Raw genomic sequence first — 15,911 nt, forward strand, 5'->3', positions numbered from 1 at the left:
TCCAGAGATGATAAAACAATAAAGGTCGCTCCTGACAATCAGGAAGCGACCTTTATTATTTTTATATTCTTTCCAGTATCTTTCTCTATCCGACATACATCGGACAGAGAAAGAATGAAGAGTTTCTGATTACTTAACTTCAGCAACCTCCTCAGCTGGCTCTTCCTTAATCTTACGACCAAGAACGATGTAAGCCATTGGAGATGCAATGAAGATAGATGACAATGTACCGAATACAACACCCAGGATCATTGCGAATGAGAAGCTGCGGATGCTGTCACCACCGAGGATGAAGATACAGAGCAACACGAGCAATGTTGATGTAGATGTATTGATGGTACGAGCCAATGTCTCATTGATAGATGCATTGAAGAGCTGCTGACGGTCGCCCTTAGGATGCAACTTCAAGTTCTCACGGATACGGTCGAATACAACCACCTTATCGTTGATAGAGTAACCTACCACGGTCAGGATAGCACCGATGAAGGTCTGGTCAATCTCCAATGAGAATGGAACGAGCCCCCACAGGAGTGAGTAGAAACCGATTACTGTCAAGGCATCAAATGCCAAAGCTACAGTAGAACCTACAGAGAAGGCCACGTTGCGGAAACGTATCAGGATGTAGAGGAAGATAGCAATCAATGCGAAGAGCACACTATAGATAGCACCCATAGTGATATCCTTAGCCACAGAAGGACCTACCTTTGTACTACTGATGATAGAACCACCCTGACGAACGTCTGGGTTCTTGAATGCCTCAACACTCTTCTGAGAAACCAGGTTAGCCTTCTTCAAGGCATTGTAAAGGATGGTCTCAGCCTCATCGTCAACAGTTGGACTGTTGCTCTCAATCATATAGTTGGTAGATACACGGATAGTCTTACCGTCTGTACCGATAGCGATAGCACTTGTAGTAGCCTTAGTACCATCTGCATTGACGAAAGCACCGCCAAGAACGGTACGGATCTGCTCAGGCTCTACAGGATTCTCGAACTGTACTACATAGTTACGACCACCAGTGAAGTCGATACTCTTACTCAAGCCACGAACAAAGAAGCTACCAATGAATACAACTGCAGCAACGATTGCTACGGTGAAGGTAGTCTTGTACATAGACATGAACTTATACTTCTTACCCTGCATCAGGTTGTGAGAAACAGGAGTATCAAACTTGCAGTGCATCCACTTATCGTGGTTCAACTTATAGTCGTAAACCAGACGAGTCAGGAACACAGCAGTGAAGAATGAAACTACGATACCGATGATCCATGTAGTAGCGAAACCACGGATAGGACCTGTACCGGTAGTCAACAGGATAACACCAGTAATCAAAGATGTCAAGTTAGAGTCGAAGATAGCAGAGAAAGCGTTGCCATAACCGGCAGCTACAGCCTGCTTCATACCCTTACCAGAGCGGAGCTCCTCCTTGATACGCTCATAGATAAGCACGTTGGCATCCACGGCAGTACCCAGAGACAAGACCATACCGGCAAGACCTGGTAACGTCAGAGCCGCCTGGAAGGACGTCAGAATACCGAGTGTGAAGAATACATTGACGAGCAATGCCAGGTTAGCCATCATACCAGGAATGACATTGTACATCATCACCATGTAAACCATCAGGAGTACGAAAGCTACAACGAATGATACAATACCCATCTGGATAGACTGTGCACCGAGTGTAGGACCTACAACCTCCTCCTGAACGATACGTGCAGGAGCTGGCATACGACCAGACTTCAATGTGTTAGCCAAGTCCTTGGTATCCTCGATAGTGAAGTTACCGGAAATCTGAGAGCTACCACCATCAATCTCGCCGTTTACACGAGGAGCAGAGTAAACTACGCCATCCAAAACGATAGCAATAGCCTTACCTACGTTAGCCTTGGTCATCTGAGCCCACTTACGTGCGCCCTCAGTATTCATCTTCATGCTAACAACAGGTGAACCCATCTGGTCGAACTCGTCCTTAGCATCGGTAATTACATCACCCTCCAAAGGAGCACGACCTGTAGTGGTAGTCACCTTCAAGGCGTGAAGCTCAAAGATATTCTTAACCTTCAGGTTATCAGCTGGCTTAGCACTCCAAAGCAGACGCAAGTCTGATGGCAAAACGCGCTTAGCCACAGCAGAGTAGATAATCTTGTTGATAGCAGCAGTATCGCGAACGCTAGCATAACCAACAGTGCTCAAACCACCACCGAGCTGCAAACGAGCCAACAATGGGTGAGCCTTGATAGCAGCAGCATTCTGAGCCTCCTCGCCTACCTTGCTTGCAGCATCGTCCTTCTTCTTGATAGAGAACTTAGCCTCAGCCTTCTTAGGCTCAGCCTTAGCAACTTCTTTCTTTGCAGCAGTTGAATCAGCAGCAACAGAGTCTGTCTTCTCCTCACCGTTATCACCATTTGCGATACGAGTATCAAGCTGCTGGAGATAAGGAGCGATTTCCTCTGAGTTGTATGTCTCCCAGAACTCAAGGTTTGCACTACCCTGGAGCATCTTACGCATACGCTCTGGCTGGCTGATACCTGGCATTTCTACCATGATACGGCCCTGCTGACCTTCCAACTTCTGGATGTTAGGCTGTACAACACCAAACTTATCGATACGGGTGCGGACAACATTGAAAGAGTTGTCAATAGCATCCTGTACAGAAGCGCGGATAGCCTTCTCTACCTCTGCGTCGCTGCTCTGAGGAGAAACCTTGCCCTGCAACTGCTGGGTAGCGAACACTTCTGCGAGTTTATGACCTGGTGCGCTCTTATGATAAGCGTTAATGAAAAGTGACACGAAGTCACCACCGTTAGCTTCTTCCTGAGCTCTAGCTTCCTTCATGGCATTGGTAAAACCAGCGTCGGTCTTATGATCGGCAAGGTTTTCAAGTACATCAGGTACAGAAATCTCAAGAATTACATTCATACCGCCCTTAAGGTCAAGTCCAAGACCAATCTGAGTCTCCAAGCAGTTCTGGTAAGAATAAACACCTAAGTACTTAACAGAATCCTTATAATCCTGCTGAGCAATAGGATCTTTAATCTTTGCAGCCTCGCTGTCATAGTAACGTGTGGCAAACGAGAATGACAAATAGAAGATACTTGCGAGTGTCAGTAAGACGGCTACACAAATTACAATTCCTTTGTTTTGCATTTCTATTTATTGTTATTAATTATTTGTTTCTTTTCAATTGCTTTTAGGGATTCTTTCAAAAACCTCCATAAAGTTGTGCAAAAATAAGCATTTTTTTTCTTATATAAGAATAATTTGCTCTATTTTTGCTTTTTAGGGCGCATTTTTAGCTTACAAATGATAGGATAGTGGTCTGAAACGGCGATTTTATCATCAACTTTACATTCATAAGGCTCCCAATCGTCTGAACACATGATATTGTCAATGCGAACAAAAAAGCCTCCATGATGATAGCTGATACCCGGTCCGTTACCACTTGCAATGTAGCAATCCGTCAAATCTTTAGCTATCGTTCGATGAGCATAAGAGATAGGACCATCATTAAAGTCACCGCACAAAATAATACTCTGTTCTTTATGCTGCTGAATGTATTTTGCTACAGCCTCAGCCTCCGGAGCCCGTTTCTTTGTTGCCTCGGCAAGTTTTACAACGAGCAGTTTGGACGTTTCTTCTGCAGTATCAACCTGCAATTTCCCGATAACAAGATTCTTGAACTGGCGTCTGTCCTCTAAACTTAAGCCGGTAGTTTCCAAATGATTATTGATGAGAAGGACCTCTCTATCTTTCACTTTCAGACGATACGCTACACTCATATTTCCTTTCGATTCATAAGGAATTCGCTCTTTCGAAAGAATAGGGTATTTACTGAGCAACATAAGACAATTTCCGCCATTCACGTGCATCGTTGTATCCTGATAAGCATACATGGGCTTGAGCATGCTATCTATCTGTTCAATATTCCGGGCTGTAGGACATGCTTCCTGCAGACAAACTATGTCTGCATCCTGCTCCTGCAGATAAGCAATACAGATATTAGTTCCTTCGGCATCCTCTGTCTGTGCACCAAAATTCCAGGTATTATATGATAGAACTTTGATACAACCTTTTGGAGTTTCGCCAGAAAAGTTGATTGGCATATACTTGCGGACAGGAACAAAACAGATCAAGAAGCCTAAGAATGGAATAATGGCATACTTAGACCGGAAGAGCAACCAGAAAAGCAAAAAGCCTAAGTTAACTATAAGAAAAACCGGGAAAAGTAAGCCAAGATTAGCCAATGCGGCGAACTTTTCCGGCTGAAAGAAGTCAGAAAAGCCCACCAGCAACATGATGATGATAGTTGCCACATTAGCACCAGCTACCATCTTATATGTAAATTCCTTAAATCCTTTAAACATAGTTTCCTACTTATTACTCTGATCAAAGAGCATCTGCTTTTCACTCTGAGTCAAGCTATCATAACCGCTTTTCCTTATCTTATCCAAGATCCTATCTATCTCTTCCTGAGATACGACCTTTTCATTGGTCTTACATTCAGCATCCTGTTCATAAGTCGGATTATAAGATTCATTCTTGGTATAAGTAAAATGCGTTCTACCTGCCCGACGCTTTCCGCCGAACATACCTTTCAACTTATCAAAAGCATCAGCAGAATTAGACTGACAGTAACCATTACCAATCTGCTTACGCCAATAACGGATCAGGAAGAATCCAAAGACCATACCTCCCAAATGGGCAATATGAGCCACACCGTCATCAGAGAGAGAGAATGTTGAAACCAATTCTATGACAGCATAGCCTATCACGAAGAATTTAGCTTTAATAGGAACTGGCAACGGGAAAATGAAGAGACGCTCGTTTGGATAAATCATACCAAAGGCAAGCAATATGGCATAAATAGCTCCTGAAGCACCCACGGTAGTCCATAGGTTCAGATATTGCTCCATTGTTATTCTGGCTCCATTAACACTGACATAATCATAAGCTGCCATATCCTTTGCCACATAAGTAATATACTGTGCAGCTTCCTGGAACAAACCTGCTCCCACTCCACACGCTATGTAATAAAAAAGGAATTTCTTTGGTCCCCAAACTCTTTCAACCACACAGCCAAACATCCATAAGGCAAACATATTAAAGAGAATATGCTGGAAACCACCATGCATAAACATGTAGGTAACTAACTGATAAATATGGAAATCGGATGCCAGGAAGAAATGAAGCCCAAACATATCTGTCAGGCCAGAACCGCCACCCATACTCTTGTCCATCAGCATGCATGCCAGGAATGCTACTACATTCACTATCAGCAAATTCTTTGTTACAATTGGAATATTGCGCATAACTTTATTTCTATAAACAGTTTAATAATCTGAATAATATTTGTATTTTGGCGACAAAATTACGAAAAATATCCGTGAAAACACCAAAAAATAGACTTATTACACTTAAATTTCAATAATTTCATCACTTTTCTGCTTTTTTTATTTGAACTTTCACAAGAAAAAGCTATATTTGTAAACGAATTCAACTAAGAAACAACAATATTATTCATTTAATAACGAAAAATTATGAACAAGACAGAATTGATTGACAAGATTGCAGCAGGTGCTGAGATTACAAAGGCACAGGCTAAGGCCGCTCTTGAAGCTACAACAAACGCATTGAAGGAAGCCCTCATTGCAGGTGACAAGATCCAGTTGGTAGGTTTCGGTACATTCAGCATTAACGAGCGTCCTGCTCGTGAGGGTATCAATCCAGCTACTAAGGAGAAGATCCAGATTGCAGCTAAAAAGGTTGCTAAGTTCAAGGCTGGTGCTGAGCTTGCAGATGCAATCAACAAATAATTGTAAAGATTATTTTAATTACGAATATAGGGCAGTCCTTTATGGCTGCCCTATATTTTTTTATTCTATTCAAGTTTATTCAAATTTAAATCTTCATATTTGATCCTTTATTTTGGCTGCTTTCCGATATATGCCAAGATACCACCATCTACATAGAGAATATGACCATTCACTGCATTAGAAGCATCTGAAGCCAAGAAAACTGCAGGACCTGCCAACTCTTCTGGTTCCAACCAGCGACCTGCAGGAGTCTTTGCACAGATAAAGCTATCGAATGGATGACGGCTACCATCAGCCTGACACTCACGGAGAGGTGCAGTCTGAGGAGTTGCGATGTAACCAGGGCCCAAGCCATTGCACTGGATGTTGTACTCACCATACTCTGAGCAGATGTTACGTGTCAACATCTTCAAGCCACCCTTGGCAGCTGCGTATGCAGAAACAGTCTCACGGCCCAGTTCGCTCATCATAGAACAGATGTTGATAATCTTACCATGACCCTTCTTGATCATACCAGGGATAACTGCCTTAGATACGATGAAAGGTGCAGTGAGGTCAATGTCAATAACCTGCTTGAAGTCATCTACAGACATCTCTGTCATAGGAATACGCTTGATAATACCTGCGTTGTTTACCAAAATATCAATAACACCAAGTTCTTTCTCGATGTCAGCTACCATGTTTTTCACCTGTTCCTCATCTGTTACATCACAGATATAACCCTTTGCCTCAATACCCTTTGCTTTGTAATCTGCAAGAGCCTGATCCATGTGGTGTTGGCTACGGCAATTGAAAGCAATCTTAGCACCAGCTTTGGCATAAGCCTCAGCAATAGCGAAACCGATACCATAAGCGGCACCTGTAACGAGGGCAACCTTACCCTCCAATGAGAATAGTTTGTTAAAGTCCATACTTTTATTTTTTATAAATTGTTTGATTTGTTACGAGGGCAAAGATACAAAATAATTTTGAATATCACCCTAAATCAATACGAAAGATGCACCCTTTTTACTTATTTTCTCATTTTATTGACTACTTTTCATCAAAATTGACCTATCATAGATGCAAAGAGCTTGTTGTATCCGAACTTTATTATAAACAAAATAACCCTCCAAATCCGCAAAGACTTGAAGGGTTATTTATGACTTGTTGTCCCAGGCGGATTCGAACCACCACTGACAGAACCAAAAACTGTAGTGCTACCATTACACCATAGGACAAGCAAATCGAATGCAAAGGTAGTGGATTTTTTCTCCACTACCAAATATTTTCAATACTTTTAACGATTACTTAACGGTAATCAAGAAGTAGTTCTTCTTACCTTTCTGAACCAAAAGATACTTGCCGTCAATCAGGTCATCAGCAGTTACAACCTGATCGAAAGCAGCGAGTTTCTCCTTGTTGAGTGAAACGCCACCACCCTTAACGAGCTTACGCATCTCGCTCTTACTTGGGAAGATCTGCATACCTTCCTGGTTGAAGAGGTCAACAGCTGTACCACCGAGCAAGTTCTTGTCGAGGTCGTAGTGAGGTACATTGGCAAATACATCATTCAATGTAGCCTCATCGAGCTGTGCCAAGTTCTCCTTGGTAGCCTTACCGAAGAGGATGTTGCTGGCTGCGATAGCCATATCCAAATCCTCCTGAGAGTGAACCATTATGGTAACCTCCTCAGCCAAACGCTTCTGAAGTACACGGCGACCTGGATCCTGCTTGTGCTCCTCTACGAGAGCATCGATAGTCTCCTTGTCAAGGTCAGTGAAGATCTTGATGTACTTCTCGGCATCATCATCGCTTACGTTCAACCAGAACTGGTAGAAAGCGTAAGGAGTAGTACGGTTACGGTCCAACCAGATGTTACCGCTCTCTGTCTTACCGAACTTCTTACCGTCTGCCTTGGTAATCAATGGGCAAGTGAGGCAGAAGCACTCTGCATCGTTACCCAATGTACGGTGAATCAGCTCAGTACCGGTAGTCATGTTACCCCACTGGTCGTTACCACCCAACTGGAGACGAACACCATACTTCTCATACTGATAGAGGAAGTCGTAGCCCTGGAGCAACTGATAGGTGAACTCAGTGAAAGACAAGCCGTCGCGAGCCTCACCGTTCAAGCGCTTCTGCACGCTATCCTTCGCCATCATGTAGTTTACAGTGATATGCTTACCAACCACACGAGCGAAATCGAGGAAGGTGAAGTCCTTCATCCAGTCGTAGTTGTTCACCAACTCCGCCTTGTTAGGCTCATTGCCATCGAAGTCGAGGAACTTAGATACCTGCTTCTTGATAGCTTCCTGGTTATGATAGAGAGTCTCTGAATCGAGAAGATTGCGCTCCTGGCTCTTGCCAGAAGGGTCGCCAATCATACCCGTGGCACCGCCGACGAGGAGATAAGGCTTATGGCCACAACGCTGCAAGTGGCGCAACATCATGATACCACAAAGGTGACCGATGTGCAGAGAGTCTGCAGTAGGGTCGGTTCCGAGATAGGCAGACACCATGTGGGTGTTGAGATATTCCTCAGTACCTGGCATTATCTGCGCCAGCATACCACGCCATTTCAATTCTTCAACAAAATTTTTTGCCATAGAATATGATTTTTTATTATATTATATAATATGTATAAGGGGCCCAACAATACAGTCGGAAACTTACGGTACGGGATCATAACCCGAACCACCCCAAGGATTGCATCTTAAGATGCGCCAAACAGCCAAAGCCAGTCCCTTAAAGGGACCATGCTTCAGGATGGCTTGTCTCGCATACTCTGAGCAAGTGGGCTGAAAGCGACAGGAAGGTGGCGTATAAGGAGTAATACACTTCTGATAAAACAATATCGGCAGTATAAGAATCCATACCAACACCTTTCTCATGCCATGTGCTATCATAAAGAGAATCTTCATCATAAACAGCTCTCTTTCATGACTGTTTCAGATTGCATCTCCTTGATATTATCAACCAATCTATCCAAAAGTTTAGTCATTTTGGTTGAAACCAGCTTTGAAGGCTGCAATTGTTCTGTTTGCCAAACAAAAGCCACAAGCAATTGTTTTCCAACATAATTCTGCATACAAGTCTCCAGCTCTTGTTTTTGATAACGAAAAGCTTCACGTATCTGTCGCTTTACCCGATTGCGCTTTACTGCGTGCTTAAAATAACGCTTTGATACACTGATAAGAACTTGAACAGAAGGTGCTTGCTCATCTTTCTTGTCAACAAGAAGAAACACCATTCTCATAGGCCATGCCGTCATTGCTTTAGCACCACCTCCAAAGAGCTGTTCTATAAGTGTCAGTTTACATAGATGCTCTTTCTTTCCGAATGTTTTATTTCTGTCTGTTGACATATCTATTCTATTAAATATTTTCTATTTATTATGACGTTTCAGATAATCTGCCAAAGCACCTGTCATAGATGGAAAAACTTTATTAGGAGCCTCCAGATCAAGGCGTAAGCCCTCATCTTCAACCGTTTTTGCTGTAGCAGGACCAAAAGCGCCAACAGCGATATTCCCTTGTTCAAAATTAGGGAAATTCTTCTTCAGAGCCTTTACACCTGTTGGGCTAAAGAAAAGCATCATATCATAATCGAAGTTCTTGATTTCCTCTTCTGAGAAATCATTGCTTACAGTACGATACATGACACATTCTGTATGATTGAGTTTTTTCTCATCAAGCAAGTTGGCAATATCATCATTATGAACACTGCTTAATGGTACCAGATATTTCTCGGTTTTATGGCGAGCCATCTGTCCCATCAACCCATCAATTTTACCTGTATCACCAAAGAACACCTTACGCTTGCGATACTGAACATACTTTTGGATGTAGAGAGCGATAGTCTCTATCACACAGAAATATTTCATATCTTCAGGAATTGTGATACGCATCTCCTTAGCTAATTTAAAGTAGTTGTCTACTGCATGACGAGATGTAAATACGACAGCAGTATAGTCAAGCAAATTTATTTTCTGCTGACGGAATTCTTTAGAAGAGAGCCCCTCTACCTTAAAGAATGGACGGAACACGCATTCTACTCCATATTGAGCCTGGATATCGAAGTAAGGAGACTTCTCACTTGCAGGTTTTGGCTGAGAAACTAAAATTTTCTTTATCATTTTGTCTTAAAAGTTTATTTTCAAATAATGACTGATTAACACAAGTCCACCCCAAAGAGCGAACAAGGGTATCACTTCAAGGGCACAAAAGTACAAAAATATTTGCAGAAACACGCCATTTCTTCTAAAAAAGATAATGTAAGCCTTCAAAAAAGCCAACAATTTAACTAATCCAAGGATAGTCAACGTGTATATCACTGCAATTTGCAATGGAAAATCGAAATACGACAAAAGCATCACCATTGGGAACAAGGCCACTCCTTGACATGATATAAGGAACAAGTATGCCTTGAGCCATTGTACATTTTTTTTCTTTTCAAAGAATACCCAACCAGAAATCACATAGAGGAACGCCTTCAACAAGAAATAGCCCCCCATACAACCAGCATATATACTGATTACCTGATATTGGTCTACGATAAACGTATCGCTGATAGATGCTTTCGAATAAATGAAATACCCGATTGCCAGCAAAAGACAGGTCTGCAACACGAAGAAGAACTGGTATCTTACTTCAGAACTGGTCTCCGTCACCTCTGTTGTACCGATGCGTGGAGTACGGAAGAAGGTTTTTGCCTGGCGTATAACAAAATGCTTAGATTTAGAGAATGCTATACAAGCCAAGAGAAAACAGACCAACAGCAATGAAGTAATAAAGCTATCACCAGCTACCGTATAGGGAACAGGATCACCTGCCACCCCTAAGCGTCCACCCTTTAATTCCGGATGAAACAGAGAATCTTTTGAAAAGAATGACTCACGATAATATTGTGGCAAACTTACATCCCTAAAACTCTTACCTGCCTTATGTCCCGGCAAGTGTAATGTATCCGGCATCTTGCTCCAATGAATCTCACTGGGCTTGATATGTGCCCTAATCATGGAGTCCTGCTGAGCTGGCGTTGCATTCTTAGGCAGCCAGCTCAACACCTCTTTGGGTGTGAGCTGGCTGCTATGTTGCCTGAGCACTTGCTGTTGCGATTCAGTCTCAAGTGCGGCATCTGTCTGTATCGAATCTGCCTGTTGCACCATTCCTTAAAGTCCGAAAACTTTCTTGATTTCGTCTACCTTATCTAATTTTTCCCATGTAAAGAGTTCTACCTTCACAGTTTTAGCCTCATGATATCGGCTGGTGAAGGTTTTCTCTACTATCTCATTCTTACGTCCCATGTGTCCATATGCCGCAGTTTCCTGGAACATTGGCTGGCGCAACTTCAACTGGCGCTCGATTGCTTTAGGACGAAGATCAAACATTTCTGCAATTTTCTTTGCAATCTCGCCGTCAGTCATATTCACATGGCTTCTGCCGTAAGTATTTACATAGATACTAACCGGTTCTGCCACGCCGATAGCATAACTTACCTGAACCAACATTTCATCTGCAACGCCGGCAGCAACCATATTCTTTGCAATATAACGGGCAGCATAAGCAGCCGAACGGTCAACCTTACTGCTATCCTTTCCAGAGAAGGCACCACCACCATGAGCACCCTTACCTCCATAAGTATCTACAATGATCTTACGACCGGTAAGACCTGTATCTCCATGAGGACCACCAATCACGAACTTACCTGTAGGGTTTACGAAGTACTTGATGTCATCATTGAAGAGAGCCAACACCTTATCACTCAGGTGAGTCTTTACTCTTGGAATCAGGATATTGATTACATCCTCACGAATCTTTGCCAGCATAGCATCATCATCGTCCTCACCATTTGCCTTCTTGATAAAATCATCATGCTGGGTAGAAACTACGATGGTATCGATGCGCTGTGGGATATTATCGTCTGAGTATTCGATAGTTACCTGGCTTTTAGAGTCCGGACGGAGATAAGTCATCACCTTGCCCTCCTTGCGGATATCTGCAAGTACACGCATGATGAGCTGAGCCAAGTCGAGTGATACCGGCATATAATTTTCGGTTTCCGTTGTTGCATAACCGAACATCATACCCTGGTCGCCTGCACCCTGATTATCATCCTCCTCACGACTTACACCGCGGTTAATATCATCACTCTGTTCATGAATAGCAGTAAGCACACCACAAGAGTCGCCGTCAAACTGATATTCGCTCTTGGTATAACCGATTTTCTTGATAGTCTTGCGGGCAATGTTCTGCAAATCAACATAAACGTTAGAGCGAACCTCACCCATGATTACTACCTGACCAGTAGTACAAAAGGTTTCGATGGCGCAATGAGCGTGGTCATCGTAAGCCAAAAACTGGTCAAGCAATGCATCTGAAATCTGATCAGCCACTTTATCTGGATGTCCTTCAGAAACTGATTCTGATGAAAACAAATATGCCATATTTTCTTACTTTATTTCTATTAATTATTGATATTCATTATTTTGCGGCTGCAAAGTTACTCATATTTTTTCAGATTTTGTCATATTCCTATATAAAAAACGTCAATTCCTTGTGCTTTATCTGTTATTCGGGCATCTTTTGTCTGTTTTATCAGAATCAAGCACTTGGTTTTCTTCACTATATTTGATATTTCGAGGATGATGTTCCAAGATAGCTCTGCGCAAATCTGAAGTTTCAAGATGAGTATAAATCTCTGTGGTTCCAATATCTTCATGCCCCAGCAAGGCCTGAATTACTCTCAGATCGGCTCCACCTTTCAACAAGGCTGTAGCAAAACTATGGCGTAAAGTATGAGGAGAAATGGTTTTCTTGATTCCTGCATCATAAGCCGCATTTTTTATCATGATAAGTATCATATTACGTGTGAGATGAGCACCTCTACGATTCAAGAAGACATAGTCTTCCTCACCTGGCTTGATTGTCATCAGATTCCGGTCTATATACCAAAGATTGATTTCTTTCAGAGCCTTACCAGAAATAGGAACGATGCGTTCCTTGTTACCTTTACCTATGACCCTAATAAACTTTTCTTCTTCAAACACATCGCTTTTCTTTAGATTCACAAGTTCCGAAACGCGAAGGCCACAGGAGAACAGGGTTTCTATAATCGCCTTATTACGCTGTCCCTCCCATTTTTCCAAATCGATAGCCGCTTCAAGCATGTCAACCTCTTCTACAGATAAATACTCCGGCAAATGCTTTCCTATTTGGGGAGAAACCAGTAATTCGGTCGGATCGTCTTTTATATAATCATCAAGCACCAGATACCGGTAGAAAGAACGGATTCCGCTCAAAATCCGAGCTTGTGAACGAGCAGAAACACCACGATCATGTAAACTTGCAGAAAAATTCTCCAAGTCTTCCAATTTCATTTCCGTCAGCACCAAATTGTTCTTATCAGCATACTCCAAGAGAAAATTCAAGTCATGGTAATAGGCATCCAACGTATTTTTGGAGAAATTACGCCCCAACTTGAGGTATCTCATATAGTTCTTTATAATTTCATTCCTCATTTTTTGTCAGTTTCCTTAATTTATTGTATCTTTGCATCGTCTTTGCATAAGACAGGAGAGTACAAAAGATCTCAGCCGCAAAGATACGAAAAAAATATGGATTACGATTAAAAATCAAGTAAATATGAAGATACAAATTATTAATGGTCCAAACTTGAACCTTCTTGGTGTAAGAGAACCGGGTATTTATGGTAGCAATTCTTTCGAGAGTTATCTGCCTAAGCTGAAAGCAAAATTCCCTGATATTGAGATAGAGTACTTTCAGAGCAACATTGAAGGCGAGTTAATCAACAAGCTGCAAGAAGTAGGTTTTTCCTATGATGGTGTAGTACTCAATGCTGGCGCCTATACTCATACCAGCATCGCCTTGCAGGATTGTATTCGCAGTTTGAAATGCCCTTGCGTTGAAGTACACATCTCTAATGTGCATAAACGTGAAGAGTTCCGCCATCATTCATATATTTCCTGTGCTTGTCTGGGCGTAATCTGCGGTTTCGGTCTGGCTTCTTACGAACTTGCCATTTCTGGAATCTTAGCACAGAAAGAAACAGAAGAGTAAGATTTCCGTTACTCTAAATCCATCAGATTATGACAGAGACTGAACTCATAGACAAATATATCTGCCAGCATATAGAGCCTGAAGGCGATTATCTGTATCGTCTTTACCGCGCCACCAATATACATACTATCCATGGACGTATGGCTAGCGGCCATATTCAGGGCAGACTTCTCAAGATGCTTGTAGAGATGATTCGCCCGAAGAATATTCTGGAAGTAGGCACATTTAGTGGCTATAGTGCTATCTGCCTGGCCCAGGGATTGCAGGAAGGAGGAAAACTCTACACTTTCGAAATCAATGATGAGATGGAAGATTTTACCCGTCCCTGGATAGAAGGTTCGAATGTTGCCGACAAGATTGACTTCCGCATCGGTGATGCCAACATAGAAGCGCCCCAACTAGGCGTAAAATTCGATATGGCTTTTGTTGATGGCGATAAGCGTACCTATATAGAAACGTATGAAATGGTTATGAGCATCCTGAACCCTGGAGGCTACATCCTTGCAGACAATACTCTTTGGGATGGTCACGTCATTGATCCTGCCTACGACCGAGATCACCAGACTCAAGGCATTCGGGCTTTCAATGATTTAATAGCAAGAGATCCTAGGGTAGAGGTTGTTATCTTGCCACTACGCGATGGTCTTACACTCATCAGGAAAAAATAAAAAATCAATTAGAACAAGAAATGGCATGAATCTCCCATGAAAGATTCATGCCATTTCTTTTAGTATATGCACCCAAGTATAAGAAATTCTGTAGGTTTTAACTCAACAGCCTTTTACTCAGCGCTCTTACAGGATACCATACAGCAAGCCAACCTACAGCAATTACAGTAACGAAGATAATGGCAACATCTGAGTAATGGACACTTACCGGATAAGCATCAACAATAAAGGAGCCTTCAGAATCTCCCAGACGAACAAATCCATATTGCTGCTGCAAAAAGCAGAGGAGCAAGCCCAATCCAATACCGATAACAGCACCTATCACGGCTATCATTCTACCTTCAAAAAGAAATACTCTGGTAATCTGCTTATCGTTAGCTCCAAGATTACGAAGAGTCACTACATCATTTTTCTTATCAATAATAAGCATAGAAAGCGACCCGATGATATTGAAACATGCAACAACTAAGATAAAGGTCAGGAAGATATAAGCAATCATCTTCTCTATCAACATAATTTTAAAGGTATCTTCCTGTTGTTCAAATCTGTCAAGCACTTTATATTTATTACCAGCTATCTGCTGCATCTCAGCCTTTACAGCATCCAGATTGCTACCCGGTTTCAAGCGTAATTCCAAATCAGAGAGCATACCTTGCTGACCAAAGAGATTACGGGCAAATGAAATAGAAGTGATGATGTAGTTTTTATCATACTTAGCCTGTTTAACGGCAAAAAGCACTCCAGGAGAGTTGAGCGAGTCAACAACAAAGCCATCACCTGGGTTAGTCATATCCAGCTGTCCTTCCTTTTTAGGAGCATAGATTTTCAGGAAACCATCCCATTGTGCTCCTATGCCTAAATTCTGGGCAAGACGGATACCTACGGTTCCATATTCCAGATTGGCAGCATGCAAGGAGAAAGAGCCATCACCATATAAAATATCTGTAATATGAGAAAGTTCTGCAAAATTATCATCTACACCCTTGATTTTCACCATAGCCTGATGATCATTATAGATTGCAAGAGCTTGATCTTCTACGGTTTCTGTTGCAACATCTACCTGCGGCAAAAGACGAATCTTAGTAAGAATAGGATCATCTGCAGGTGCAGTCTTTCCCTCAACAGGCACAACCTTGAGTTGTGGATCAAAACTCGTAAAGAGTGAAGCTACCAGGTCATGGAAGCCGTTAAAAACACTCAGAACGATGACCAGAGCCATCGTAGCTACCGCCACTCCTATTACAGAAATAGAACTGATGACGTTGATGACGTGCGTACTCTTCTTTGAGAAAAGATACCTGCGAGCTATAAAGAATGGGAAATTCATAATTCTATCTTACCTTATTTATATAACAGTATAGGGAGTCAAG

The 15,911-nt window shown here is 42.2% G+C and carries 15 protein-coding genes and 1 tRNA gene; 3 read left to right on the forward strand and 13 right to left on the reverse strand.

Going from position 1 to position 15,911, the window contains the following annotated elements; genetic code table 11:
• Positions 1–129: 129 nt before the first annotated feature.
• The 3 genes from secDF to KUA46_RS12370 all read right to left on the reverse strand — a co-directional run bounded on the left by secDF (position 130) and on the right by KUA46_RS12370 (position 5,309).
• The gene (gene secDF, locus KUA46_RS12360) at positions 130–3,147 is read right to left on the reverse strand and encodes a protein translocase subunit SecDF (RefSeq protein ID WP_153091427.1); all 3,018 of its coding nucleotides are present in this window, start codon (positions 3,145–3,147) and stop codon (positions 130–132) included.
• 119 nt (positions 3,148–3,266) lie between these two features.
• Entirely contained in the window at positions 3,267–4,364 is a 1,098-nt protein-coding gene (locus KUA46_RS12365; RefSeq protein WP_218487212.1) for an endonuclease/exonuclease/phosphatase family protein, read from the reverse strand.
• 6 nt (positions 4,365–4,370) lie between these two features.
• Entirely contained in the window at positions 4,371–5,309 is a 939-nt protein-coding gene (locus KUA46_RS12370) for a rhomboid family intramembrane serine protease (RefSeq protein WP_218487211.1), read from the reverse strand.
• A gap of 228 nt (positions 5,310–5,537) precedes the next feature.
• Here KUA46_RS12370 and KUA46_RS12375 point away from each other — a divergent pair, with 228 nt between their 5' ends.
• The gene (locus KUA46_RS12375) at positions 5,538–5,813 is read left to right on the forward strand and encodes an HU family DNA-binding protein (RefSeq protein WP_006848085.1); all 276 of its coding nucleotides are present in this window, start codon (positions 5,538–5,540) and stop codon (positions 5,811–5,813) included.
• A gap of 107 nt (positions 5,814–5,920) precedes the next feature.
• Here KUA46_RS12375 and KUA46_RS12380 read toward each other — a convergent pair whose 3' ends face one another.
• The 9 genes from KUA46_RS12380 to xerA all read right to left on the reverse strand — a co-directional run bounded on the left by KUA46_RS12380 (position 5,921) and on the right by xerA (position 13,314).
• Positions 5,921–6,724, reverse strand: coding sequence for a gluconate 5-dehydrogenase (locus tag KUA46_RS12380; protein ID WP_118253668.1), 804 nt, complete (start codon positions 6,722–6,724; stop codon positions 5,921–5,923).
• A 238-nt stretch (positions 6,725–6,962) separates the two neighbouring features.
• Positions 6,963–7,033: transfer RNA gene (locus KUA46_RS12385), tRNA-Gln, on the reverse strand.
• A 66-nt stretch (positions 7,034–7,099) separates the two neighbouring features.
• Positions 7,100–8,401: a tyrosine--tRNA ligase gene (tyrS, locus tag KUA46_RS12390; protein ID WP_006848087.1), complete on the reverse strand. Its 1,302-nt coding sequence runs from the start codon at positions 8,399–8,401 to the stop codon at positions 7,100–7,102.
• 63 nt (positions 8,402–8,464) lie between these two features.
• Positions 8,465–8,716, reverse strand: coding sequence for a membrane protein insertion efficiency factor YidD (gene yidD / locus KUA46_RS12395; protein WP_040553354.1), 252 nt, complete (start codon positions 8,714–8,716; stop codon positions 8,465–8,467).
• Complete coding sequence (gene rnpA / locus KUA46_RS12400; protein ID WP_118079552.1) at positions 8,716–9,159, reverse strand: ribonuclease P protein component; 444 nt, start codon at positions 9,157–9,159, stop codon at positions 8,716–8,718. Before rnpA ends, yidD begins: the two co-directional genes overlap by 1 nt.
• A gap of 21 nt (positions 9,160–9,180) precedes the next feature.
• Positions 9,181–9,930 carry a uroporphyrinogen-III synthase gene (locus KUA46_RS12405; RefSeq protein WP_118079554.1) on the reverse strand — a complete coding sequence of 250 codons (750 nt, stop codon included), beginning with the start codon at positions 9,928–9,930 and terminating at the stop codon, positions 9,181–9,183.
• Positions 9,931–9,936: 6 nt separating this feature from the next.
• The gene (locus KUA46_RS12410) at positions 9,937–10,962 is read right to left on the reverse strand and encodes a DUF4271 domain-containing protein (RefSeq protein WP_153114369.1); all 1,026 of its coding nucleotides are present in this window, start codon (positions 10,960–10,962) and stop codon (positions 9,937–9,939) included.
• Positions 10,963–10,965: 3 nt separating this feature from the next.
• Positions 10,966–12,240, reverse strand: a complete 1,275-nt coding sequence (metK, locus tag KUA46_RS12415; protein ID WP_119229194.1) for a methionine adenosyltransferase — start codon at positions 12,238–12,240, stop codon at positions 10,966–10,968.
• Between the two features lie 117 nt (positions 12,241–12,357).
• Positions 12,358–13,314: a site-specific tyrosine recombinase/integron integrase gene (xerA, locus tag KUA46_RS12420; protein WP_022121521.1), complete on the reverse strand. Its 957-nt coding sequence runs from the start codon at positions 13,312–13,314 to the stop codon at positions 12,358–12,360.
• A gap of 124 nt (positions 13,315–13,438) precedes the next feature.
• Here xerA and aroQ point away from each other — a divergent pair, with 124 nt between their 5' ends.
• Entirely contained in the window at positions 13,439–13,873 is a 435-nt protein-coding gene (gene aroQ, locus KUA46_RS12425) for a type II 3-dehydroquinate dehydratase (RefSeq protein ID WP_006848094.1), read from the forward strand.
• A gap of 29 nt (positions 13,874–13,902) precedes the next feature.
• Complete coding sequence (locus tag KUA46_RS12430; RefSeq protein WP_118140397.1) at positions 13,903–14,541, forward strand: O-methyltransferase; 639 nt, start codon at positions 13,903–13,905, stop codon at positions 14,539–14,541.
• 97 nt (positions 14,542–14,638) lie between these two features.
• Here the strand turns inward: KUA46_RS12430 and KUA46_RS12435 are convergent, their stop codons facing one another.
• A complete protein-coding gene (locus KUA46_RS12435) occupies positions 14,639–15,868 on the reverse strand; it encodes an FtsX-like permease family protein (protein ID WP_218487210.1) in 1,230 nt (409 codons plus the stop codon).
• Positions 15,869–15,911 lie beyond the last annotated feature (43 nt).

It is taken from the genome of Segatella copri, assembly GCF_019249765.2.
In the GTDB taxonomy this organism is placed as follows: domain Bacteria; phylum Bacteroidota; class Bacteroidia; order Bacteroidales; family Bacteroidaceae; genus Prevotella; species Prevotella copri_K.